At 66.6% G+C, this 21,715-nt stretch carries 21 protein-coding genes, 1 tRNA gene and 1 riboswitch; of the genes, 12 read left to right on the top strand and 10 right to left on the bottom strand.

From position 1 onward, the window contains the following. Positions 1 to 36: 36 nt before the first annotated feature. From pstC to phoU, 4 genes are all read left to right on the top strand, one after another. Positions 37 to 1,068, top strand: coding sequence for a phosphate ABC transporter permease subunit PstC (gene pstC, locus PI246_RS17185; protein WP_320552547.1), 1,032 nt, complete (start codon positions 37 to 39; stop codon positions 1,066 to 1,068). Continuing rightward, positions 1,068 to 1,937, top strand: a complete 870-nt coding sequence (gene pstA / locus PI246_RS17180; protein ID WP_320552546.1) for a phosphate ABC transporter permease PstA — start codon at positions 1,068 to 1,070, stop codon at positions 1,935 to 1,937. The genes pstC and pstA overlap by 1 nt, the downstream gene beginning before the upstream one ends. An 82-nt stretch (positions 1,938 to 2,019) precedes the next feature. Continuing rightward, positions 2,020 to 2,763 carry a phosphate ABC transporter ATP-binding protein PstB gene (gene pstB, locus PI246_RS17175; protein ID WP_320552605.1) on the top strand — a complete coding sequence of 248 codons (744 nt, stop codon included), beginning with the start codon at positions 2,020 to 2,022 and terminating at the stop codon, positions 2,761 to 2,763. Between the two features lie 23 nt (positions 2,764 to 2,786). Beyond that, positions 2,787 to 3,500, top strand: coding sequence for a phosphate signaling complex protein PhoU (gene phoU / locus PI246_RS17170; RefSeq protein ID WP_320552545.1), 714 nt, complete (start codon positions 2,787 to 2,789; stop codon positions 3,498 to 3,500). A gap of 25 nt (positions 3,501 to 3,525) precedes the next feature. Here phoU and sugE read toward each other — a convergent pair whose 3' ends face one another. From sugE to rnr, 4 genes are all read right to left on the bottom strand, one after another. Beyond that, entirely contained in the window at positions 3,526 to 3,843 is a 318-nt protein-coding gene (gene sugE / locus PI246_RS17165; protein ID WP_320552544.1) for a quaternary ammonium compound efflux SMR transporter SugE, read from the bottom strand. Between the two features lie 153 nt (positions 3,844 to 3,996). Then, positions 3,997 to 4,269: a CBU_0592 family membrane protein gene (locus tag PI246_RS17160; RefSeq protein ID WP_320552543.1), complete on the bottom strand. Its 273-nt coding sequence runs from the start codon at positions 4,267 to 4,269 to the stop codon at positions 3,997 to 3,999. Next, positions 4,266 to 5,009 carry a 23S rRNA (guanosine(2251)-2'-O)-methyltransferase RlmB gene (rlmB, locus tag PI246_RS17155; RefSeq protein WP_320552542.1) on the bottom strand — a complete coding sequence of 248 codons (744 nt, stop codon included), beginning with the start codon at positions 5,007 to 5,009 and terminating at the stop codon, positions 4,266 to 4,268. Before rlmB ends, PI246_RS17160 begins: the two co-directional genes overlap by 4 nt. Before the next feature lie 3 nt (positions 5,010 to 5,012). Then, positions 5,013 to 7,715, bottom strand: coding sequence for a ribonuclease R (rnr, locus tag PI246_RS17150; RefSeq protein WP_407069832.1), 2,703 nt, complete (start codon positions 7,713 to 7,715; stop codon positions 5,013 to 5,015). A 123-nt stretch (positions 7,716 to 7,838) separates the two neighbouring features. Here rnr and PI246_RS17145 point away from each other — a divergent pair. From PI246_RS17145 to PI246_RS17130, 4 genes are all read left to right on the top strand, one after another. Beyond that, a tRNA-Leu gene (locus PI246_RS17145) sits at positions 7,839 to 7,923 on the top strand. Between the two features lie 61 nt (positions 7,924 to 7,984). Further along, positions 7,985 to 8,326 carry a hypothetical protein gene (locus tag PI246_RS17140; protein WP_320552541.1) on the top strand — a complete coding sequence of 114 codons (342 nt, stop codon included), beginning with the start codon at positions 7,985 to 7,987 and terminating at the stop codon, positions 8,324 to 8,326. A 68-nt stretch (positions 8,327 to 8,394) separates the two neighbouring features. Beyond that, on the top strand, positions 8,395 to 8,637 hold the full coding sequence (locus PI246_RS17135; protein WP_320552540.1) for a hypothetical protein: 243 nt from the start codon (positions 8,395 to 8,397) through the stop codon (positions 8,635 to 8,637). Positions 8,638 to 8,644: 7 nt separating this feature from the next. Next, positions 8,645 to 8,986, top strand: coding sequence for a DUF7079 family protein (locus tag PI246_RS17130; RefSeq protein ID WP_320552539.1), 342 nt, complete (start codon positions 8,645 to 8,647; stop codon positions 8,984 to 8,986). Between the two features lie 43 nt (positions 8,987 to 9,029). Here the strand turns inward: PI246_RS17130 and PI246_RS17125 are convergent, their stop codons facing one another. After that, entirely contained in the window at positions 9,030 to 10,961 is a 1,932-nt protein-coding gene (locus tag PI246_RS17125; protein ID WP_320552538.1) for an RICIN domain-containing protein, read from the bottom strand. A 228-nt stretch (positions 10,962 to 11,189) separates the two neighbouring features. Then, on the bottom strand, positions 11,190 to 11,849 hold the full coding sequence (locus PI246_RS17120; RefSeq protein WP_320552537.1) for a TetR/AcrR family transcriptional regulator: 660 nt from the start codon (positions 11,847 to 11,849) through the stop codon (positions 11,190 to 11,192). Positions 11,850 to 11,930: 81 nt separating this feature from the next. Here PI246_RS17120 and PI246_RS17115 point away from each other — a divergent pair, with 81 nt between their 5' ends. The 4 genes from PI246_RS17115 to PI246_RS17100 all read left to right on the top strand — a co-directional run bounded on the left by PI246_RS17115 (position 11,931) and on the right by PI246_RS17100 (position 17,458). Beyond that, a complete protein-coding gene (locus tag PI246_RS17115; protein ID WP_320552536.1) occupies positions 11,931 to 12,653 on the top strand; it encodes an SDR family NAD(P)-dependent oxidoreductase in 723 nt (240 codons plus the stop codon). A gap of 152 nt (positions 12,654 to 12,805) precedes the next feature. After that, positions 12,806 to 12,899: riboswitch (glycine riboswitch) on the top strand. A 42-nt stretch (positions 12,900 to 12,941) separates the two neighbouring features. After that, positions 12,942 to 15,809, top strand: a complete 2,868-nt coding sequence (gene gcvP, locus PI246_RS17110; RefSeq protein WP_320552535.1) for an aminomethyl-transferring glycine dehydrogenase — start codon at positions 12,942 to 12,944, stop codon at positions 15,807 to 15,809. Positions 15,810 to 15,920: 111 nt separating this feature from the next. Then, the gene (locus tag PI246_RS17105; RefSeq protein WP_320552534.1) at positions 15,921 to 16,586 is read left to right on the top strand and encodes a carbonic anhydrase; all 666 of its coding nucleotides are present in this window, start codon (positions 15,921 to 15,923) and stop codon (positions 16,584 to 16,586) included. Next, positions 16,583 to 17,458, top strand: coding sequence for a bestrophin family protein (locus PI246_RS17100; protein WP_320552533.1), 876 nt, complete (start codon positions 16,583 to 16,585; stop codon positions 17,456 to 17,458). Before PI246_RS17105 ends, PI246_RS17100 begins: the two co-directional genes overlap by 4 nt. A 252-nt stretch (positions 17,459 to 17,710) precedes the next feature. On the opposite strand, the gene PI246_RS17095 is transcribed toward PI246_RS17100, so the two are convergent. From PI246_RS17095 to PI246_RS17080, 4 genes are all read right to left on the bottom strand, one after another. Beyond that, positions 17,711 to 20,032, bottom strand: coding sequence for a heavy metal translocating P-type ATPase (locus tag PI246_RS17095; protein WP_320552532.1), 2,322 nt, complete (start codon positions 20,030 to 20,032; stop codon positions 17,711 to 17,713). Further along, positions 20,029 to 20,445, bottom strand: a complete 417-nt coding sequence (locus PI246_RS17090; protein WP_320552531.1) for a heavy metal-responsive transcriptional regulator — start codon at positions 20,443 to 20,445, stop codon at positions 20,029 to 20,031. The genes PI246_RS17095 and PI246_RS17090 overlap by 4 nt, the downstream gene beginning before the upstream one ends. A gap of 420 nt (positions 20,446 to 20,865) precedes the next feature. Further along, on the bottom strand, positions 20,866 to 21,195 hold the full coding sequence (locus PI246_RS17085) for a hypothetical protein (RefSeq protein WP_320552530.1): 330 nt from the start codon (positions 21,193 to 21,195) through the stop codon (positions 20,866 to 20,868). A 123-nt stretch (positions 21,196 to 21,318) separates the two neighbouring features. Continuing rightward, on the bottom strand, positions 21,319 to 21,715 hold a 397-nt coding region (locus PI246_RS17080), incomplete at its 5' end, for an NTF2 fold immunity protein (protein ID WP_320552529.1).

Genomic DNA, 21,715 nt, shown 5'->3' with positions numbered 1-21,715 from the left:
CCATGGTTTGCCAAGGCCCGGGAAACAGCGCTCATCATGCATGCCACCGCCAGCAACGCCGCGACGGGCGCCGATCGCGCCGACGAATCGGCCCGCACCGCGACGGACTCGCGCAACGACCTGCTCTTCGGCTGGGCACTCAAAGCCTGCGCTCTGCTCGTCCTGCTCGCCCTCGTGGGCGCCGCGGCCTCCACGCTGTGGCTGGGCATGGATGCGTTCCACACCTTCGGCTGGGGCTTCCTGACCAGCGCCGCCTGGGATCCGAGCAACGATCAATACGGCGCCCTGGTGCCCGTCATGGGCACGATCGGCACCGCCCTGATCGCCCTCGTGGTCGCCGTGCCGATCAGCTTCGGCATCGCCCTTTTCCTCACCGAGATCGCGCCGCAATGGCTGCGCGGCCCCGTCGCGTCGGCGATCGAACTGCTCGCCGGCATCCCCTCCATCATTTATGGCATGTGGGGCCTCTTCATCTTCGCCCCCTTCGTCGCGGCGCACATCAAGCCCTGGCTGATGAACCAGTTCAGCGCCGACCCGCCCGACGGCAAGGTGTCCTGGCTCGTGCAGCACGTGCCGGGCCTCGCCAGGTTCTTCTCCAGCGAATACCCCTTCTTCGGCGCCGGCGTGCTCACCGCCGGCCTGGTGCTGGCGGTGATGATCATCCCGTTCATCTCCTCGGTGATGCGCGAAGTCTTCCAGACCGTCCCCACCCGCCTCAAGGAATCGGCTTACGCGCTGGGATCCAGCACCTGGGAAGTGGTGTGGGACATCGTGGTCCCCTACACCCGCACCGCCGTGATCGGCGGCGTGTTCCTCGGCCTGGGCCGCGCGCTCGGCGAGACCATGGCCGTGGCTTTCGTGCTGGGCAATACCTTCAAGTTTTCCTGGTCGATGCTGGAGACGGGCAGTTCCATCGCCTCGACCATCGCCAACCAGTTCGGCGAAGCCCAGGGCCTGCAGCGCTCGGCGCTGATGGCCCTGGCGTTCCTGCTCTTCGTGGTGACCTTCATCGTGTTGCTCATCGCCCGCCTCATGCTCCGCCGCCTGGCCACCAAGGAGGGTCGCTGATGTCCACGTCGCTCTACACGACGCGCCGGGTGAAGAACATCCTCGCGATGGCCTTCAGCATCCTGGCCACCGCGATCGGCCTGTTCTTCCTGGTGTGGATTCTCTGGGAGACCCTCAGCCAGGGCCTGGCCGGGCTGAAGCCGCAACTGTTCACCAAGATCACCGCCTACCGCGAGGAAGGCGGCCTGGCCAACGCGATGGTCGGCAGCCTGATCCTGAACGTGCTGGGCATCCTCATCGCGACGCCAATCGGCGTCGCGGCGGGCACCTGGTTGGCCGAGTATTCCCGCCGTTCGCGCCTGGGCCCGACTATCCGCTTCCTCAACGACATCCTGTTGTCCGCGCCCTCGATCGTGCTGGGCCTGTTCGTCTACACCATCGTGGTGCTGCCCTCGAAATACCTCACCAACGGCGACGTGACCTTTTCCGGGCTCGCCGGCGGCATCGCCCTTGCCCTGATCGCCCTGCCCGTCATCGTGCGCACCACCGACGAGATGCTGCGCCTGGTGCCCGGCACCCTGCGCGAAGCGGCCCTCTCTCTCGGCGTGCCCCAGTGGAAGCTGACGATGCAGATCCTCGTGCGCTCGGCGCGCTCGGGCATCGTCACGGGCGTGCTGCTCGCCCTGGCCCGCATCAGCGGTGAAACCGCCCCGCTGCTGTTCACGGCTTTCGGCAACAACTTCATGACCTTCAATCCGCTCGACAAGATGCCGAGCCTGCCGCAGATCATCTACGAATACACGAAGGACCCCAGCCCGGACATCAACACCCTGGCCTGGGCCGGCGCCTTCGTGCTGACCATGTTCGTGCTGGCGCTCAGCCTGATCGCCCGCTTCGCCTTCTCGCGCTCCAAGGTGTCCCATGACTAAGATGAACGAAGTCGCCTCCCAGCCGGGCTTCGGCACCTCGCCGCATGCCGCCGCGGCCGACCTCGGTCAGGTGCCGGCCAAGATGACCGTGCGCGACCTGAATTTTTACTACGGCGACTTCCACGCGCTCAAGCACATCGCCATGGACGTGCCGGAGAAGAAGGTCACGGCTATCATCGGCCCGTCGGGCTGCGGCAAGTCGACCCTGCTTCGCATCTTCAACCGCATCTACGCCATCTACCCGAACCTGCGCGCCGAAGGCGAGATCGTGCTCGACGGGGAGAACATCCTCGACCCGAAATACTCGCTCAACCGGCTGCGCAGCAAGGTCGGCATGGTGTTCCAGAAACCCGTGCCGTTTCCCATGACCATCTTCGAAAACGTGGCCTACGGCATCCGTCACCACGAAAAGCTCAACCGCTCGCAGATGGACGAGCGCGTCGAGCAGGCCTTGCGCGGCGCCGCACTGTGGGATGAGGTGAAGGACAAGCTCAAGCAAAGCGCGCTCGGCCTTTCCGGCGGCCAGCAGCAGCGCCTGTGCATCGCCCGTGGCATCGCCCTCAAGCCCGAGGTGCTTCTGCTGGACGAACCCACCTCGGCGCTCGATCCGATCGCCACCAGCCGCATCGAGCAGCTGGTGGAAGAGCTCAAGAAAGATTTCACGATCGTCATCGTGACGCACAACATGCAGCAGGCGGCACGCTGCTCGGACATGACCGCTTTCATGTACATGGGCGAGCTGATCGAATTCGACCGGACCGAGAAGATCTTCACGAAGCCGGACAAGAAGCAGACCGAAGATTACATCACCGGCCGTTTCGGCTGAGTTCCCTATTTGCGAGGCATGCGATGAACAACCCGCACCAGCACATCATCAAGAGCTACGACGACGAGCTCAAGCGACTCACCGGCGAAATCGTCCGCATGGGCGAACTGGCCGTGGCCCAGCTCGAGGCCGCCATCGACGTGGTGGAGCGCCGCGACGAGCGCGCCGCGCAGCGCGTGGTCGACAACGACGACGCCATCGACACGCTCGAGCACGACATCAGCCAGGACGTGGTGCGCTTGCTTGCCCTGCGCGCGCCGATCGCGGGCGACCTGCGCAACGTATTCGCCGCCCTGCGCATCGCGGCCGACATCGAGCGTATCGGCGATTACGCCGCCAACGTAGCGAAGCGCTCGATTCCGCTCAGTCGCGTCGCACCAATCACGGCTGCCGGCGGGCTCGCCAACCTCGCCGAACTGGCGGCCGAACAGCTGCGTCGCGTACTCAAGGCCTACCACGAGCAGGATGCCGAGGCGGCCTACGAGGTGTGGAAATCCGATGCCGAGCTCGACGAGGCGTACACCGTCGTGTTCCGCGCCCTGCTCACCTACATGATGGAAGACCCGCGCAACATCACGCCGTGCACGCACCTGCTGTTCATGGCGAAGAACATCGAGCGCATCGGCGACCACGCGACCAACATCGCGGAAAACGTGTGGTTCGTCGTACACGGCGAACCGCTGGCCGCCCCTCGCGTGAAGCGCGACGACACCTCCAGCGCCGACTTCAACCGGTAAGACGCCCGCCCGACGCTTCGGCGGCTCAGGCCGCCGTGAGCTTCAGGCCGACGATGCCGGCCACGATCAGGCCGACGCATAGCAGCCGCAACGGCTGCGCCGACTCGCCGAACAACACGATGCCAAGCGTCACGGCGCCCACGGCGCCGATACCGGTCCAGACCGCATAGGCCGTGCCCAGCGGGAGTTTCTTCGCCGCGGCGGCGAGCAGCACGATGCTGACCAGCATCGCCACCCCGGTCAGCAGGCTCGGCACGAGCCGGGTAAAACCCTCGGTGTATTTCAGGCCAACGGCCCACGCGACCTCGAACAGGCCGGCGACGAGAAGGATGAGCCAATACATGGTTCGCTCCGCCAGGGCGGGGTCGTCCCCGCGAATGACGTGCGCCACGGGGCCGTCCCCGTGGGCGGACGAGCATTGCGCCCATCCGCCTTTCATCTTACGTAGGGAGGCTGAGCGGGACGTAACCCCGCCGCCCCGGTTCGACTCGACGTGTCAGGGAACGATCTGGGCCGCCCGTCGCGTCTTCACGCCGCGCGCGATGCCGTACACGCTGATGAGGAACCAGGCCATCTCCTGAAGGAACGCGGAGAGGTTGAACATGCCGAAGACCAGCGACAGCAGGATGCCGAAGGCACCCACCAGGTTCATCACCTGGTAGGCGTAACCCTGCCCCGACAACTTGTGCGCCTGGAGTAGAAAAAATGCCACCAGCACCAGCGCCACGCCGATGAGGCCCGCCCAGTCGTGCCAGAACATGTTGCTCATGCCTTACCTCGCTGTCTCAATGCCTCGAACAGAACCACACCGGTGGCGACGGAAACGTTAAGGCTCTCCATGTTGCCCGGCATGGGGATCTTCGCGACGAAATCGCAGGTTTCCCGGGTGAGGTGACGCATGCCGTCGCCCTCGCTGCCCAGCACGAGCGCCACCGGTCCCTTCAGGTCGATGTCGTAAAGCGCGCTGTCCGTGTCGCCGGCCAGGCCGGTAATCCACACGCCGGCGTCCTTCATGGCACGCAGGGCACGCGCCAGGTTGGTCACCGCCAGCATCGGCACGAGATCGGCACCGCCGGCCGATGCGCGGCGCACGGTGGGCGTGATGCCCACCGCGCGATCCTTAGGCACGATCACCGCGGTGACCTTGGCCGCCGCGGCGCTGCGCAGGCACGCGCCGAGGTTGTGCGGGTCGGTCACGCCGTCGAGCACGAGCACCAGCGCCTCGGCACCCGCGGCCTCGAGAAGCGCCGGAAGATCGTTCTCGTTACGCAGCGGGGGCGTTTCGTACCGCGCGATGACGCCCTGGTGTCGCGCTTCGCCGCCGATGCGCTCGAGCTGGTCCTTGCCCACCGACTTCACCTGGATGCCACGCTTGCGCGCCTGCCCGGCGATCTCGTTCACGCGGGCGTTTTTCGAGTTCTGCTCGATGACGACTTCACGGATTCGTTCCGGGTCGTTGGCGAGCGCGCCTTCGACCGGATTGATACCGACGATCCACGTTTCGCTCATGACTTACGACGTGCTCCTGGGTTTGCGTGACGCGGGCTTCTTCGCCGCGGGGGCTTTCTTCGCGGCCGCCTTTTTCATGGCAGGCGCCTTCTTGGCGGCAGCTTTCGCCGGGGCCGACCTCGTCGTCTGAGGCGCGGAGACAGGCCTCTTCGCGACGGCTTTTTTCGCCGCGGGCTTGCGGGCAGGCGCCGCCGGCTCGACGCGGGAACGCGTCGCGCGCCGGGGTGCCGCATCGACCGGCGACGGCGAAGGCCGCGCATCATCGCTAACGGCATCGACGGGCACAACCCCTGCGGCAGGCTTGCGCGTGACACCGAGCTTGCGGGCCATCTTCTTCACGGCCCGGCCGATGGCCTTGCCGGCCTCGGCCATGGCGCCACCCTTCGGCGCTTCCACCGCCACCGGCCTGGGTGCCGGCACAGGCTTGGGCAGCGATTGCAGACGGGCCACGAGACGGAAGTCGATCTTGCGGTCTTCCAGGCTCGCGCGCAGCACCTGCACGCTCACGTAATCCCCCAGGCGGTAGCTTGCGCCGGTGCGCTCGCCGGCCAGCAGGTGTCGGGTGGGGTCGAACTTGTAGTAGTCGTTGGGCAGCTGCGACACGTGCACCAGGCCCGACACCCGCGACGCCGCCAATTCCACGAACAGGCCGAACGAGGTCACGCCGGTGATCGTGCCGGCGAATTCCTCGCCGACATGTTTCTCCATCCATGCGCACTTGAAGCGCTCGTCCACATCGCGCTCGGCCTCCTCGGCGCGGCGTTCGCGCTGCGAGCAATGCACCGCCATCGCGGCCATCTGCGCCTCGCTATAGACGTAATCGGACGGTTTGCCCTTGGTCAGCGCGTAGCGGATCGCACGGTGCACCAGCAGGTCGGGATACCGACGGATCGGTGAGGTGAAATGGGCATAGGCGTCGAGCGCCAGGCCGAAATGGCCCTGGTTCTCGGGGTGGTACACCGCCATGCTCTGCGCGCGCAGCAGCACCGACTGGATCAGCTCCGCTTCGGGGCGATCCTGCACCTTCTTCAGCAGAGCGGAGAAGTCCGCCGGGGTGACCTCGTCGGCCGGCGGCAGCTTCAGCTTGAACTCACGCAGGAACTGCAGCAAGTCGTCGTACTTCTCGGCCGGCGGCGGCGCGTGCACGCGATAGAGCGCGGGAACGCGTCGGCGGGAGAGGAACTTCGCCGCCTGCACGTTGGCCGCGATCATGCACTCTTCGATGAGCTTGTGCGCGTCGTTGCGATCGGACGCGCCCATCGACACCACGTCGCCCGACGGCGCGAGGCGGAACTTGACCTCGGGCGTCTCGAAGTCGATGGCGCCGCGACGCTTGCGCGCCTTGGCCATGGCCTTGTAGAGACGATGGAGGTTTTCCACCTGTGGCAGCACGTCGGCGATCTCGCGGCGCACGTCGGCGTTACGCTCGCCCACCGCCTGCCAGACCTTGTTGTAGGTCAGCCGGGCGTGCGAATACATCACGGCGTCGTAGAACTTCGCCTGCTGCACGTCGCCCTGCTCGTCCACCTCCATGTCGCAGACCATGCACAGGCGATCGACGCGCGGGTTGAGCGAGCAGATGCCGTTGGACAGCGTCTCTGGCAGCATCGGCACGACGAAGCCCGGGAAATAGGTCGACGTGCTGCGCTCGTAGGCCTCGACGTCGAGCGGCGTGCCGATCGGCACGTAGTGCGATACGTCGGCGATGGCGACGATGAGGCGGAAGCCGCCCCCCTTCAGCGGCTCGGCGTACACGGCGTCGTCGAAATCGCGCGCGTCTTCGCCGTCGATGGTGACCAGCGGGAGGTCGCGCAGGTCGACGCGGCCCTTGCGCTCGGCGCCCGTGACCTTGGGCTCCACGTCCTCAGCCTGGCGCACGACCTGAGCCGGCCACTCGTGCGGCAGGTCATGGCTGGCGATCGCCATCTCCACCACCAACGAGGGCTCGAGACGCTGGCCGAGCACCGCACGGATGGTGCCCAGCGGCCCACGGTGCGGCGTCGGCGGATCGGTGATCTCGGCCACCACGATCTCGCCCGACCGGGCCCCGGCGTCGCGACCGGCGGGAATCATGATGTTCTGGTGCAGGCGGCGATCGTCCGGCTCGACCAGGGTTACGCCGTTCTCCACCACGATGCGGCCCACCAGGCGCGGCGAGCGGCGCTCGAGCACCTCGACGATGGCGCCCTGGCGGCGTCCTCGGCGGTCGATGCCGACCACGCTGGCCAGCACGCGGTCGCCGTGCAACACACTGCGCATCTGCGACGGGGAGAGGTAGAGGTCGTCGCCCCCCTCGTCGGGCCGGAGGAAACCGTAGCCTTCGGCGTTGGCGATGACGCGACCGGGGATGAGGTTGAGCTTCTGCGCCGGGGCGTATCCGCCGCGCCGATTACGCAGGAGCTGGCCGTCGCGGATCATCGCGCCAAGGCGCTTGCCCAGGGCGTTGATCTCGTAATCGGTGAACAGGCGAAGCGCCCGGGCGATGTCCTCGGCGGAGACCAGCTCGCCACGCTCTTCCAACAGGGCGAGGATGGCCTCGCGGCTGGGGATGGGTTGATCGTAGCGCTGCGCTTCGCGCTCGGCGTGCGGATCGTTCACCGCCGGCGGCAGCCGGTCGCGGTACTTCGCCAGCGCCTTGCCCGGGCGCGAGGCCTTGGCCTTGCGAGGGCCTTTGGCATCGCCGGAACCTTTCTTTTTCTTTGTCACGTAAAGACCTTGCAGGGGGTCGCCCTTGTTTTCGGCGACCGTTGTGAAAAAACGTTGACAAGCTTACCCGACCTGCCTAATCTACGCGGCTCACGGGGCAGCGACGCTGCATCCGGGACACCTGCCCAGGTGGCGGAATTGGTAGACGCACTAGTTTCAGGTACTAGCGGGTAAAACCGTGGAGGTTCGAGTCCTCTCCTGGGCACCAATTATAAGACAAAGCCCCGCAGCGATGCGGGGCTTTGTTTTTTCCGCGATAGGTACGCCGCATGAACACGCCGCCGCGCGAGTCGACCAACCTCTCCGCCGACGCCCAGGTCTGCCTGTCGCGAGCCGCCCTGGCGCATACCGCGATGGAGCACGCCGCCCAGAACGTCACGCTCGCCGCCGATGCGCTGCGTCGCTACGCGAAGTTCTCCCGGCCCGGGCAACCTTCGGCGCACATTGTCCAACTGCGGCAGAACCAGGCCGCGGCGCGCATGGCGTCGGTGCAGGCTCGGCAGGCGTTCGCGGTCGCCGCCCAAGCGTTTTTCCGCGCGAGCGGTTCAACGCTTCCGCCAGGCGTGACGCTGGAGTCGTTCGTGCGGATGTGGATACATCACGCCAGCTGACGACGGGCCTCCCGCGGGTGGCCACGTGCGCGTATGATCCGCGTCACCGCCATGCGAGGCCCTTGAGGATGACCGCTCGCTTTTCCTACCGTTTGCGGGCCGCGCGCGCAGGCGCATTCCTCGGCATCCTGGCCACCTTTGGCGTGGTTGTGCTCCTGCCGATTGGCCTCGACAGGCTGGTCGGTCTGCACATCGCGAAAGCGTGGGGACTCGGCGACTTGGCGGCCCCGCTGTGCCTCATCGGCGCGTTGCCGGGGGGATGGCTCGCGATGTCGATGGCGCGGAAGAACGCAACACCATCGCCTCGATAGCGTCCGCATGAATGACGACACGCGACTTCTGCTTTGGGAAGCCCTCTCCGAACTCTTCCTCGATACCGAAGTGACTGACACCACCGTGCGCTGTATCGCGCAGGTGGTCGCCCAGTCCGGCGTGCCGGTGCCAGAGGTCGAGGCGGTGCTATGGAATGACGTCTTTCCCGTGCTCTATCCCAATCTGTTGTCCGTCGCGGGTGAGTGGGCGGGCTGGCCGCGGGAATGGCTCAGGGAACACCTCCAGCCCGCTCGGGGTCCTGCCCGGCGCAAGGGGCCGAGGATACTGGTGCGTGACATTGAGGCCCAGTGGAACCGCGTGCTCGCGCAATGCAACACCACGCGATGATGGGACCGAGATCGCCGATCTTGCCATCGGCGATCTCGGGCGCTTACAGACCCGCCCGCAGTACGATCGGTGTCCAGCGCTGTTCGGCCCCGACCGGGCCGTAGCGTCCCGCCCATTCCGCCGGAACGAATCCGGCTTGCGTGCCGAACGGCGCCGGGACGAGTTCGCCCGGCAAGGGGGCCTGGGGGTAGCCCGCCCACGGCTTCAGGGCAGCGGCATGCGGATTGACGGGGATGGTATCGAAACGTGCGGACCCGGCGAAGAAACGCAGGTTGCCGTTCTCCACGTAGAGCCGGTGCGAGCGGTCGCCGTAGCCGCTGTGGATACGATCCGCACGCCATTCCCACGACTGATCGTTCGAAAGCGAGCAGCGCGCCGTGGTCAGGCTGCGCTGGGCGATGTCGGCACGCAGGCATTGACCGTTGCCCCGGTTGACGTAACGCCCTTCGCTATCGAGGCCCCACATCTGTCCGCGGTTGGTCGGATCGCATGACGCCATGCGAACGGTGTCGCCGTCCTGGGCGATACAGCCGCCGACGCCATCGTTGGAACGCAACAGCACCGTGATCTCACGGGTCAGAAACGGGTGGGAAAGATCGAGTTCGTACGACAGCGCGCGGGACACGGGCATCGTGCGATCGGTGTGACGCCACCGCGCGCCCTCCCACCACCAGGTCTTCTCGTTGCGGTCGTAACCCATGTCGATGCGTACGCTTGCGATGCCCTCGTAGTCGCCCGGCAGCCTCCAGCCTGACCAGGCGGCCATGGTGGCGCTGCGCATCATCGGCGTCATGCGCTTTTCGGTCAGCTTCACGCTGTCGGCGTACACGCGCTCCACGAGCGAATGTTTCAGCGACGGCGCTATCGGTGCCTCCCACAACACACGCGTGCCCCGATCGACCGGACGCGCCACCAGCGAGTAGTCGTTGAAACGGAAGCGAAGCTCCTCACGGGTGGTGTAGGCGTAATTGAACGAAAGATTGAAAGGGATCTTCGCGGCCAGCAGGGAATCCGCCTTTCCGTCGGTCGATAGAGAGTCGCCGGACGTGCCGCCGATACCGACGGTCCGCTCTTTGCTTTCGGCATAGTCGAATTCCGTGCGTCCGTCACTCAACGGGAGGTAATCGACCATCAACGGCGTTGCGCCCACCGCCGTGACGGCATGGCTCACGCGATAGGTCCACGGCAGGTAGGCGGCGGTCAGGTTGACGCCTTGCCTGTGCCCCTCGTGGATACCTGCCGCCGTGGGCGTGATCGATGGCCAGGTGTGGACATGGATCTCCTTATCGTCGCCCGTGCGCGTCGCGCTGCGGATCACGTCGATCGACAAACGGCCGGTGATTTCCTGGGTACCGGTGTCAAGCACGCCTTCGTGGATGCGCAGCATGGGCACCGGCGCCGTGTCGTTGCTTGCCAGCAAACGACCCTTCGGGCCGACGTCGTCGGCGTCCTTCTGGAAATCGGCCAGTCCGGCCATCAGCGCCTGGGTCCAACGAGCATCCCACCGGGCGTCGGTCGAGCCGACGCCGATCATATCGACGTCGCCGTCCGCTTCGCGCACGAAGAGCGTGTCGCCCCCGGTCGGGGCCACGCCGAAGAAGCGCGCCACCACCTGCCGCTCGGCGCCGTCCATGCAGACGAACACAGGCACGCCAGCATGGAACAGTTGCCAGAGCATGCCGCGGCGATCGCCCAGCGTATCCAGCGCGTCGGCGGCGACCACCGCCATAGCGCCGGCGTCCGGCGAAGACAGCGCCTCGACATCGGCTTGCGACAGTTGCGCCGCCGGCGTCACCCGGGCACCCGCGCCGTCGATCAGGTGAAGCACGTGACCCTGCGGGGCGCCGAACGTCACCAGGGGACCTTGGGGGCGCTCTTGCGCCCCAGCCTGCGGTGCCAACGTTGAGAGACCGAAGCAGAGGGTGAAACCGATGGCGCGTGTCAGCGAACGACGAGAGGGAAATGCGGACTTCATAACGTCTCCTTGTTGTGTCCGCCGTCAACGTTACCGGGCTGAATCGCCGTGTCGATGCGGAAACGGCTCAGGTTCAAGGGTGCAGCAAGCCATTCACGCGACAAGGGCGTCGCGCGACCGTCTCTGATTTCAATGACCTGCGCCAATCCGTCGCGTTACCGGCTAGGTCCTGGCATCCGTTCGCGTAAGCGGTTTCCTACGTCGCGCGCGGGCGAGCGCCTGCAAGCGTCAACGGCATAGTGGAGATGACGATGTCGCGTTCCGTGGCTTCGCCGCTGCGAGAAGATAACTCCGGCACATCGTCGGCAATTCCGTGCGCAGCACGTCGATGTTCTCCGGCGATGCCGCGTTTTCCAGCACGGCTCGCACCGTGCCGTTGAGCATCGTGCGCAACGCATAGCTGACACGGTGAAGATCGTCGAAGCGGGCGTCGAAGGCCTGGCCCAGGAGGCCGGCAATGATGCGGTCGGTACGTTGCGTGATGTCATGGACGAGCGGCGCCGTTTCCAGTTCCGCCGCAACGACATACAGCGCCCGGGACCCGGGCATGCCGCGAAGCTTGGCGTCCAGGTAGGCCCGGCCCAGCCCGTCGGCCATCTCGGCGAGCGGTGCGTGGAACAAGCGAGCTGCCGCGTCTTCCAGCGACTGGATGACGTCTTCCAGGTAGGCCTCAAGCACCGCATAGAGCAGCGCCTGGCGGTGCGGAAAATACTGGTACATCGTGCCGACCGACACCCCGGCGCGTTGTGCCACCTGGGTCGTCGTCAGGCCCGCGTAGCCCTCGGTCAGCAAAACCTGAATGGTCGCCTCGAAAATGGCCGCGACAGTGGCCGCCGAGCGCGCCTGGCGTGGCGTTTTTCGCGGCCTGAGGCCATCGGACGGGGTCACGGGCATATGCGAATGTCAATCGCCGGAAGGAGCTACCAGCTTACTGGGGTGGCGAACCGCCACCTAGTCCGGAGACCCTTCATGACCGATCGCATCACCCTCATTACCGGTGCCAACAAAGGCATCGGCCTGGAAACCGCCCGCCAGCTAGGCATCGCCGGACATCGCATCCTCCTGGGCGCGCGGGACGCGGGCCGAGCACGCGACGCACTCGACCGGTTGCACGCCGACGGCGTGACCGCCCGCTTCGTGGCGATCGACCTCGACGACCCGGCGTCGATCGCGGCGGCCGCTGATGACATCAAACGCCACGAGGGTCGGATCGACATCCTGATCAACAACGCGGCCATCGGCGATCCGCTGGACGGACCGGTCGGCACGGCCGACCTCGCGGCCGTGCGCCGCATCTTCGACACCAACTTCTTCGGTACCGTCGCGGTCACACAGGCGTTTCTGCCGTTGCTGGGCAGGTCCGGCACCGGCCGCGTCATCAACGTGTCCAGCAGCCTCGGCTCGATCTCGCTGAACGCCGATCCTTCCTGGGACTACGCGAGCGTGAAACTGCTCGGCTACAACGGCTCGAAGGCGGCGCTGAACATGTTCACGGCGATCCTCGCCGCTGAACTGAACGGCCGGGGCATCGCCGTCAACGCCGTGAACCCCGGCTACACCGCCACCGACCTCAACGGCCATAACGGTCACCAGAGCCTGGCCGAGGGCGCGCAGGAGATCGTGCGCCTGGCACGGTCGGACGACGCCGCCACCGCCACGTTCACAAGCAAGGACGGTCCGGAGCCCTGGTGAGGCCGGTCGTGGCAGGACGGGCGATCCCCGCCCTGCCACCCGCCGCCGGGCGCTGTATAATCGCGGCCTTCACCGCACGGTGGGAGAAGCGGACGGACCCGCTGCCGAAGGCGCAACGCCCGTAATCGCTCAGGCTCCCATACCACCGCGCGGCACATCACTCTGGAGAGACCGGTTCGATCCGGCGCCGAAGGTGCAAGGGGTGTCCACCCCCAAACTCTCAGGCAAAAGGACAGAGGGGCGCCCCACGTGCCGGCACGGCGCGTACCTACGGATGCCTCCAACGCCATGAGCCAGACCTCTTCCCCCTCGCTGCGCGACCTCGAGAACCAAGGCGCGTTCATCGACCGCCACATCGGTCCGAATGATGCCGAGATCGCCGCCATGCTGTCCGTGGTGGGCCACGGCTCGCTCGACGCCCTGACCGACGCCATCGTGCCGGGAACCATCAAGTCGCCCGACCCGCTCGCCCTGCCCGACGCGGTCACCGAGGAAGACGCCCTGGCGAAGATCCGCGCCGTGGCCGACCGCAACCAGGTGTTCCGCAGCTTCATCGGCCAGGGTTACTACGGCACGCTCACGCCCAACGTCATCCTCCGCAACGTGCTGGAAAACCCGGCGTGGTACACCGCCTACACGCCCTACCAGGCCGAGATCTCGCAGGGCCGCATGGAAGCCCTGATCAACTTCCAGACCATGGTCGCCGATCTCACCGGCATGGACATCTCCAACGCCTCGCTGCTCGACGAGGGGACGGCGGCCGCCGAGGCGATGACCCTGGCCAAGCGCTCGGCCAAGTCCAAGTCCAACCTGTTCTTCGTATCCAACGGCGTGCATCCGCAGACGCTTGAAGTCGTGCGCACGCGCGCCGAGGGCCTGGGCATCGAACTTCACGTGGGCGACGACGCCGACGCCGCGAGCGTCGACAGCTTCGGCGTGCTGCTGCAATACCCGGACACGTTCGGCGCCATCCACGACTACAAAGCGCTGGCGGAAGCGACCCACGCCCGCGGCGCCATCGTTTGCGTGGCCACCGACCTGCTCGCGCTCACCCTCATCGCGTCGCCGGGTAGCTGGGGTGCGGATATCGTCGTGGGCAACACCCAGCGCTTCGGCGTGCCATACGGTTTCGGCGGTCCCCACGCCGCCTATATGGCCTGCCGCGACGCGTACAAGCGGTCGATGCCGGGCCGCCTGATCGGCGTGTCGATCGACGCGGAAGGCAAGCCCGCCTACCGCCTCACCCTGCAGACCCGCGAGCAGCACATCCGCCGCGAGAAGGCCACGTCCAACATCTGCACCGCCCAGGTGCTGCTGGCCGTGATGGCGAGCATGTATGCCGTGTACCACGGGCCGGAAGGCCTGATCCGCATCGCCCGCCGCACGCATCGCTTCGCGGGCATCCTCGCGACCGCGCTGCGCGACGCCGGCGTGGCCGTGGGTGGCGACTTCTTCGACACGCTGCACGTCAGCGGCGTGGATGCCAAGGCCCTGCACGCCAAGGCGGCCGCGGCGCGCATCAATCTTCGCGCCATCGACGACGCGCGCGTCGGCATCAGCCTGGACGAAACCACGACCCGGGCCGACGTCGTGGCGTTGGCCGGTCTGTTCGGCGCGTCGGCCGATGTGGACGCGCTCGATGCCCGGGCGCAGGACGCCCTGCCGCCCGCACTGCGCCGCACGACAGACTTCCTGCAGCACCCGGTGTTCAACACGCACCACAGCGAACACGAGCTGCTGCGCTACCTGCGTGGCCTCGCCGACAAGGATCTCGCCCTCGACCGCACGATGATCCCGCTGGGCTCGTGCACCATGAAGCTCAATGCCACCGCCGAGATGATCCCGGTGACCTGGCCCGAGTTCGCCAACATCCACCCGCTGGCACCGGCCGACCAGACCCGGGGCTATCGCCAGCTCATCGACGAACTCGAGGCGATGCTGGTGGAATGCACCGGCTACGACGCCGTCAGCCTGCAGCCCAATTCGGGTGCGCAAGGCGAATACGCCGGCCTGCTGGCGATTCGCGCCTATCACCGCTCGCGTGGCGAAGGCCACCGCGATATCTGCCTGATCCCCGAATCCGCGCATGGTACGAACCCGGCGTCGGCGCAATTGGTGGGCATGCAGGTCGTGGTCACCCGTTGCGACGCCAACGGCAACGTCGACGTGGAAGACATCCGCGCCAAGGCCGAGAAATACGCCGATCGCCTTGCCGCGATCATGATCACCTACCCTTCCACGCACGGCGTGTTCGAGGAAGACGTGGTCGCGATCTGCGACATCGTCCACCAGCACGGCGGCCAGGTGTACACCGACGGCGCCAACATGAACGCGCTGGTCGGCGTGGCCAAGCCGGGCAAGTGGGGCTCGGACGTCTCCCATCTCAACCTGCACAAGACCTTCTGCATCCCGCACGGCGGCGGCGGCCCCGGCGTAGGCCCGTGTGCGGTCCGTTCACACCTGGCGCCGTTCCTTCCGCGCGCGTTCGGCGGTGAGGGAGACGTGGGCATGGTGAGCGCGGCCACGTTCGGCTCGGCGTCGATCCTGCCGATCTCGTGGATGTACATCACCCTCATGGGCTCGGCCGGCCTGCGCCGTGCCACCCAGGTGGCGCTGCTCAACGCCAACTACATCGCCAAACGCCTCGCCCCGCACTACAAGACGCTCTACACCGGCCGCAACGGCCTGGTGGCCCACGAGTGCATTCTCGACCTGCGGCCGCTGAAGGACGCCACCGGCATCGGTGCGGAAGACGTGGCCAAGCGGCTCATCGATTTCGGGTTCCACGCCCCGACGTTGTCCTTCCCCGTGGCGGGCACGCTCATGGTGGAGCCCACCGAGAGCGAGTCGCAGCACGAACTGGACCGCTTCATCGACGCGATGATCCAGATCCGCGACGAGATCCGCGCCGTGGAGGACGGGCGTCTCGACCGCGACGACAACCCGCTGCGCCACGCCCCGCACACCGCCACCATGGTGACGGGCAGCGAATGGACCCACGCCTACCCGCGCGAGCTGGCCGCCTTCCCGCTGCCCTCGCTGAAGCTGGCGAAGTACTGGCCTCCGGTGTCGCGCGTGGACAACGTCTATGGCGACAAGAACGTCATGTGCGCTTGCATCCCGGTGGATGCCTACAAGGAAGACGTCGAGGCCTGAGCCCCGACCTTGAACGCCCCGGTGAACCGAACCTTTAGGCTCGGTTCACCGGGGGCGCGCAGGTCGCGCTCCTGCGGGTACACTGCGGCCCCCGACTTCCAAGGTGAGCGCATGACCCAGGAAATCTCCCGCGACCCGAGCCTGCTTGGCCTTCTCAAGGGCGTCGAAGGCTTCAGCAAGCACGTCTTCCCGGAAAGCCAGCAGCTCTTCAGCGAACTGGCCGAGGGCCAGAGCCCCCATACCCTCTTCATCACCTGCGCCGACTCGCGCGTGGTGCCGGAGATGATCACCCAGACCCAGCCGGGCGAGCTCTTCGTCTGCCGCAACATCGGCAACATCGTGCCGGGCTACGGCGAGATGCTCGGCGGCGTATCCGCCGTGGTCGAGTTCGCGGTGGCCGTGCTCCGGGTGCGCAACGTGGTGGTCTGCGGCCACACCGACTGCGGTGCCATGAAAGGCCTGCTGAACCCGGAATCCACCCGCGACCTGCCTACGGTCGAGGCCTGGCTGCGCAACGCGCAGGCCGCCCGCAGCGCGGTGTTCGCCCGCAAGCTCGAAGGTGCCGAGGCGCTGACGGCGGTCACGCAGGAGAACATCCGTCTCCAGCTGGCCCACCTCGCCACGCACCCGGCCGTGGCCGCCGCGCGCGCCAACAACGCCCTCAGCCTGCAGGGCTGGGTCTACGACATTGGCGACGGCAAGGTCTCCGTGCTCGACGAGGCCAGCGAGCAGTTCATTCCGCTCAACGAAGCCATCCAGCGCGAACGCGGCGCATGATCCTCCCCGGCCGCGCTCACATCGGCCATATCCTGCGTTACGTCGGCCGCCCGCTGTTCTGGCTGCTGGCGTGGGATGTGGTCGTCACCGGGATCTGGTGCGTTGTGAACACGGCCTGGGCGGAGTTCCCCGCCCTGCCGCTCACCCTGCTCGGCTCGGCCGTGGCGGTGTATCTCAGCTTCCGCAACACCACCGCGTACGCGCGGTGGTGGGAAGCCCGCACCCTCTGGGGCGCGATGGTCAACACCTCGCGCACCCTGGCGCGCGAGGCAGCCACCCTGCTGACCGACCGGGATACGGCGGTCACCGTCGCGCACCGGCAGATCGCCTACGTGCAGGCGCTACGCCTCCACCTGCGCCGCCAGCCCCTGTGGGACGAACTGGCCGACCGCCTGCCGGCGGACGAAATCGAGCGGTTGCGTCACGTGGCCAACGTGCCTAACGCGATCCATGCGCGCACGGCGGCGATCATCGCCCAGGCACGCCCCGATCCGATCCTGCACAGCGTGCTCGCACGGACCATGAGCGACATCAGCAACGCCCAGGGTGGCATGGAGCGCATCAAGAACACGCCGCTGCCGCAGCAGTACGCCACCTACCCCACGGTCTTCACCCACGGATTCTGCATCCTGCTGCCGCTGGGCCTGGTGGAAACGCTCGGTCTCTACACGCCGCTGGGTTCCACGGTGGCGGGGTTCCTGTTCCTGGCCCTTCTTCAGATCGGTAACGACATCCAGAACCCCTTCGAAAACCTCGAAGACGACGTTCCCCTGACGACCCTCACCCGCGCCATCGAGATCGACCTGCGCGATGGCCTGGGGGAAGCGCATGGCCTGGAACCGGTCAAACCGGTCAACGGCATCCTCTGGTAGAGCCAGGCCCCCTGGCACGCGACACCGCGTGCCAGGGCATACGCATGTCGGCCCAGTCGCCCATACGGTCCGCTCCCACCCTTCGGTAGCGACCATGCCAACGGGCGGCCGCCGCCGGATCGCGGGTACCCGCCCGCTCCTCTGATGCCGATATACCGCCCCAACGCTCTTCTGTAGAAGCCTGTCCCGCGGGCGATCCCCCACGGGCGACACCGGCGCTACCGGCGGCTGGAAGCCGATCGCCCCGGCGGTTCACGCCGAGGCGGCGCGCAACCTCAACGCATTGCCCACCACTGACACCGAACTCAGGCTCATCGCCAGGGCCGCCACCATCGGCGACAACGTGACGCCCCACAGCGGATACAACGCCCCCGCCGCCAACGGCACGCCCACGGCGTTATAGGCAAACGCAAAGAACAGGTTCTGCCGGATGTTGCGTACCGTCGCTTCCGATAGGGCCCGCGCGCGCACGATGCTGGCCAGATCGCCCTTGAGCAGGGTGACCGACGCGCTCTCGATGGCGATGTCGCTGCCGTTGCCCATGCCGATACCGACATCGGCTGCGGCCAGCGCAGGCGCGTCGTTAATGCCGTCGCCCGCCATCGCCACCCGCGCGCCACCCGCCTTCAGCGCACGCACGAGGCGGGCCTTGTCCTCCGGCGAGGCACCGGCGTGCACGTCATCGATCGGCAGCGATGCCGCCACGGCCTTCGCTGTCGCTTCGCTATCACCGGTCAGCATCACCAGGCGAACACCGACCTCGCGCAGGGCCGCCAGCGCCGGGCGCGTGGAGGATTTCAGGGCATCGGCCAGCGCGAACGCCGCCGCCAGCCGCCCATCGACGGCGAGGTAAACGACGGTCGCGCCCTTCGTCCGTGCCACGTCGGCGAAGTCGTGGGCGCCACCCACGTCCACCCGGGCATCCGCCATCCGCCGCGCATTGCCCAGCACCACGTCATGGCCCTCGACACGGCCGCCCACGCCACGCCCGACGCTGGCTTCAAACCCGGATACCACCGGTATCGACACGCCCTCCTCTGCCGCAACCCTGACGATGGCCTCGGCCAGCGGATGCTCGCTCGATCGCTCCACGGCGGCCGCCAGGGCCAACGCCTCGGCACGCGCGCACCCAAAGAGGCGAACCTCCACCAACGTCGGACGACCCTCGGTCAGCGTTCCCGTCTTGTCGAAGACCAGCGTGTCCACCTCGCGCAACCGCTCGATCGCCGCCGCGTCGCGAAAAAGCACACCCGCCTGGGCCCCTCGACCACTGGCGACCATGATCGACATCGGCGTGGCCAGGCCCAGCGCACAAGGACAGGCGATGATGAGCACGGACACCGCGGCGACCAGCGCGTGTGCAAGGCGCGGCTCGGGACCAAGCGCCCACCAGGCCACGAAAGCCAGGATGGCGATCGCCACCACCGCCGGCACGAACCACGCGGCCACGCGGTCGGCCACTCGCTGCAGCGGGGCGCGGGAGCGTTGCGCGTCGGCCACCATCGACACGATGCGCGACAGGACGGTCTCGCTGCCCACGTGATCCACGCGCATCGTGAGCGCACCATGGCGGTTCTGCGTGCCACCGGTCAGCCGGTCGTTCACTCGCCGGGCAACCGGCATCGGCTCGCCGGTGAGCATCGATTCATCGACATGGCTTTCGCCCTCGACCACCGTGCCATCCACGGGCACCTGCTCACCGGGACGCACGCGCACGCGATCGCCCACACGCAGGTCGCCCAGGGGGACATCGTGCTCCCCGTCGCCATCGATGCGGCGCGCCGTCTTTGGTACCAGGCCGAGCAGTCCGCGCAACGCGGCCCCGGTGCGTCGACGCGCCCGCGATTCGAGCGCATCGCCCAGCGTGACCAGGGTGACGATCACCGCGGCCGATTCGAAATAGACGTCCACCCGGTCATGCGGATCACGCATCGTGGCCGGAAATACGGACGGCCAGATGAAGGCGACGAGGCTATAGAGCCACGCCACGCCAGTGCCCAGGGCGATCAGCGTGTACATGTTCGGCGACCACGGTCGCAGCGAGCGCCAACCCCGCACGAAAAACGGTGCCCCACCCCACAGCACGACGATGCTTGCCAGCACGGCCTCGCCCCAGCCGGCGAGGGTATCCCACGGCGACGCCCACGCGTGGCCGGACAGATGCGGCACCATCGCTACCGCGAAGACCGGCAGCGTCAGGGCGACGAGCACGCCAAGCCGGCGGGCCGCCGAGCGGCTCTCACCGTCGTCGTCGTCCAGCGACGGCATCGCGGGTTCGAGGGCCATGCCGCACAGGGGGCAGGCGCCCGGGCCTTCATGACGCACCTCCGGGTGCATGGGACAGGTGTAGACGGTGCCGGCAGGCGCGGGCACCTCGGGGGTCTTCGGTCCCAGAAACGCTCGTGGGTCGGCGATAAAGCGCTCGCGGCAACGGGCACCGCAGAAGTGGTACGCGTGGTCGTCGTGCGTGGCGTGATGCGGCGTCTTTGCCGGATCCACCGCCATGCCGCAGACGGGATCGGTAGCCGTGGCGGAGCCGTGGGCCGCGCCGTGCGAACAGCAGGCATGGCTCATGGATTCACGTTGCCGAGCGCCTTGAGGATGGGGCAGTCGTCGGGTGATCCATGGCCCGGACAGGCCTCGACCAGCTCGGACAACCCGTCACGCACGCGCTGAAGCTCGGCGATGCGCTCGTCGATGGCCCTGAGCCGGGCTGCCGCCCGCTCCTTCACGCCTTCGACGCCGCCGTGCCGGTCCGCCGAGAGCGCCAGCAGCTCCCGGATCTCCTCCAGCGTGAAACCCAGGTCCTTCGCACGGCGGATGAAGCGCAGCCGCGACACGGCGGCCTGGTCGTATTCGCGATAACCGGAGGGTCGACGACGCGGCGGGGGCAACAGGCCCTCGCGCTCGTAGAACCGGATGGTGTCGATCGCGACGCCCGCGCTCTGCGCGATGCGGCCGATGGTAAGGGAGGCATGCGTGGTCATGTTGCATAGTCTAGACCCTTGATGTAACTCTAGGGTCAAGCGACAGGACGAACTCGACCTGTGTCGAAAGCCCCTAACCTTGGAACTGGCGCCTGCAACCTTGACACTGATGCGTCGACGTCTCGGACCGAGCACCAAGGCGACTCTCTTACCGGGCAGTTGACTAAACAATCACGCTGCCTCCGCCGGGAGTGAGTACGACCCAACGCAGCCAGGTGCATGACCCGCGTGGCGGTGATGCCAATGACGCCCAACAGCCCGCCGGAGCCTTAGGAGAACCGGGTGGTGAAAGAACCGACCGTCTTGGCAATGCCACGGGCCGACGCGTCGTAGGCATAGGTAGCCACCGTCGTGCTGATCCTGCAATCTCAGCCGATGCTTCGCACTGGCAAACAAGAATCAGCACTGCCAGCAGCGCGGCTACTTCGTTGCCGCCTCCAGCTCCTTGCATAGCGACTCCAAACCTGAACGGCATTCGTGCGCAGCATGCTGCCTGATAGTGCTCAGGACGTTCTCAGGGATCGTCTCATCTTCTAGATGTTTAATGATGAATGCCTTGAAGGCTGGGTGGGCAGAGACCAGTCTAGAAAGCTCACCGACGTCGTCCCAGTGATCAGCCAAGAGTGTCGCAATCACTTCGCTGTAGGCGCTCCATGCCTCGACCACGCTCTCACCGTTGCAGGAACGATTGTCACGAAAAGCCTTGTAGACGTGTGGCCAATCCTTAATCTGTGGGACGGCGGCCTCCACGCGGACAGACTCTTTGGGGGTACACAACGTTGCCTGCGCAACTTCCGATTCCGCACCTAATGCCGACAAGAGTAGAGCGCCAAGAATGAAATGCTCAGACCGCATTGCTTGTAACTCGCTTATCTATTTCATGTAAGCCATGACATTGACGATACATCCCGAGTTCCGGTCGATCCACACAGCCATTCCGCCGCCGCTCGCCGTCGGCTGCGAAGCATTTCCTTGAACGATCCATACGTTCCCGCGCCCCTGAATCACGGTTAGTGGAAGTTGCTTTTTTACCTGAGCCTCACCAAATCTTGCTTGCAGAACTGCAAGCCCTACCGCTTCAGCCGTCCTCTTATCAGGGACATAGTCGGGATGATTTGCACTTGTGGCATTCACACTGGCGGCTGCAATCAATAGCGCGATAAAAACCGAACATCGACGAACCATGGATAGACTGACCACCTCCCAAAACTTGAGCCGCCTTAAAGTGGAAAAATCGGCGTGTTTGGGTCGGCCCGAAAGGCCTCGGCGA

The organism is Luteibacter sahnii, assembly GCF_034063545.1.
GTDB classification, from domain to species: Bacteria; Pseudomonadota; Gammaproteobacteria; order Xanthomonadales; family Rhodanobacteraceae; genus Luteibacter; species Luteibacter sahnii.
Note: the sequence above shows the minus strand (reverse complement) of the source record. Positions and strands in the feature narration are given on the sequence as shown.

Coding starts and splice junctions, on each gene's coding strand:
- pstC (WP_320552547.1), top strand. CDS start 37: ATGCATGCCACCGCCAGCAACGCCGCGACGGGCGCCGATCGCGCCGAC.
- pstA (WP_320552546.1), top strand. CDS start 1,068: ATGTCCACGTCGCTCTACACGACGCGCCGGGTGAAGAACATCCTCGCG.
- pstB (WP_320552605.1), top strand. CDS start 2,020: ATGACCGTGCGCGACCTGAATTTTTACTACGGCGACTTCCACGCGCTC.
- phoU (WP_320552545.1), top strand. CDS start 2,787: ATGAACAACCCGCACCAGCACATCATCAAGAGCTACGACGACGAGCTC.
- sugE (WP_320552544.1), bottom strand. CDS start 3,843: ATGTATTGGCTCATCCTTCTCGTCGCCGGCCTGTTCGAGGTCGCGTGG.
- PI246_RS17160 (WP_320552543.1), bottom strand. CDS start 4,269: ATGAGCAACATGTTCTGGCACGACTGGGCGGGCCTCATCGGCGTGGCG.
- rlmB (WP_320552542.1), bottom strand. CDS start 5,009: ATGAGCGAAACGTGGATCGTCGGTATCAATCCGGTCGAAGGCGCGCTC.
- PI246_RS17140 (WP_320552541.1), top strand. CDS start 7,985: ATGAACACGCCGCCGCGCGAGTCGACCAACCTCTCCGCCGACGCCCAG.
- PI246_RS17135 (WP_320552540.1), top strand. CDS start 8,395: ATGACCGCTCGCTTTTCCTACCGTTTGCGGGCCGCGCGCGCAGGCGCA.
- PI246_RS17130 (WP_320552539.1), top strand. CDS start 8,645: ATGAATGACGACACGCGACTTCTGCTTTGGGAAGCCCTCTCCGAACTC.
- PI246_RS17125 (WP_320552538.1), bottom strand. CDS start 10,961: ATGAAGTCCGCATTTCCCTCTCGTCGTTCGCTGACACGCGCCATCGGT.
- PI246_RS17115 (WP_320552536.1), top strand. CDS start 11,931: ATGACCGATCGCATCACCCTCATTACCGGTGCCAACAAAGGCATCGGC.
- gcvP (WP_320552535.1), top strand. CDS start 12,942: ATGAGCCAGACCTCTTCCCCCTCGCTGCGCGACCTCGAGAACCAAGGC.
- PI246_RS17105 (WP_320552534.1), top strand. CDS start 15,921: ATGACCCAGGAAATCTCCCGCGACCCGAGCCTGCTTGGCCTTCTCAAG.
- PI246_RS17100 (WP_320552533.1), top strand. CDS start 16,583: ATGATCCTCCCCGGCCGCGCTCACATCGGCCATATCCTGCGTTACGTC.
- PI246_RS17095 (WP_320552532.1), bottom strand. CDS start 20,032: ATGAGCCATGCCTGCTGTTCGCACGGCGCGGCCCACGGCTCCGCCACG.
- PI246_RS17090 (WP_320552531.1), bottom strand. CDS start 20,445: ATGACCACGCATGCCTCCCTTACCATCGGCCGCATCGCGCAGAGCGCG.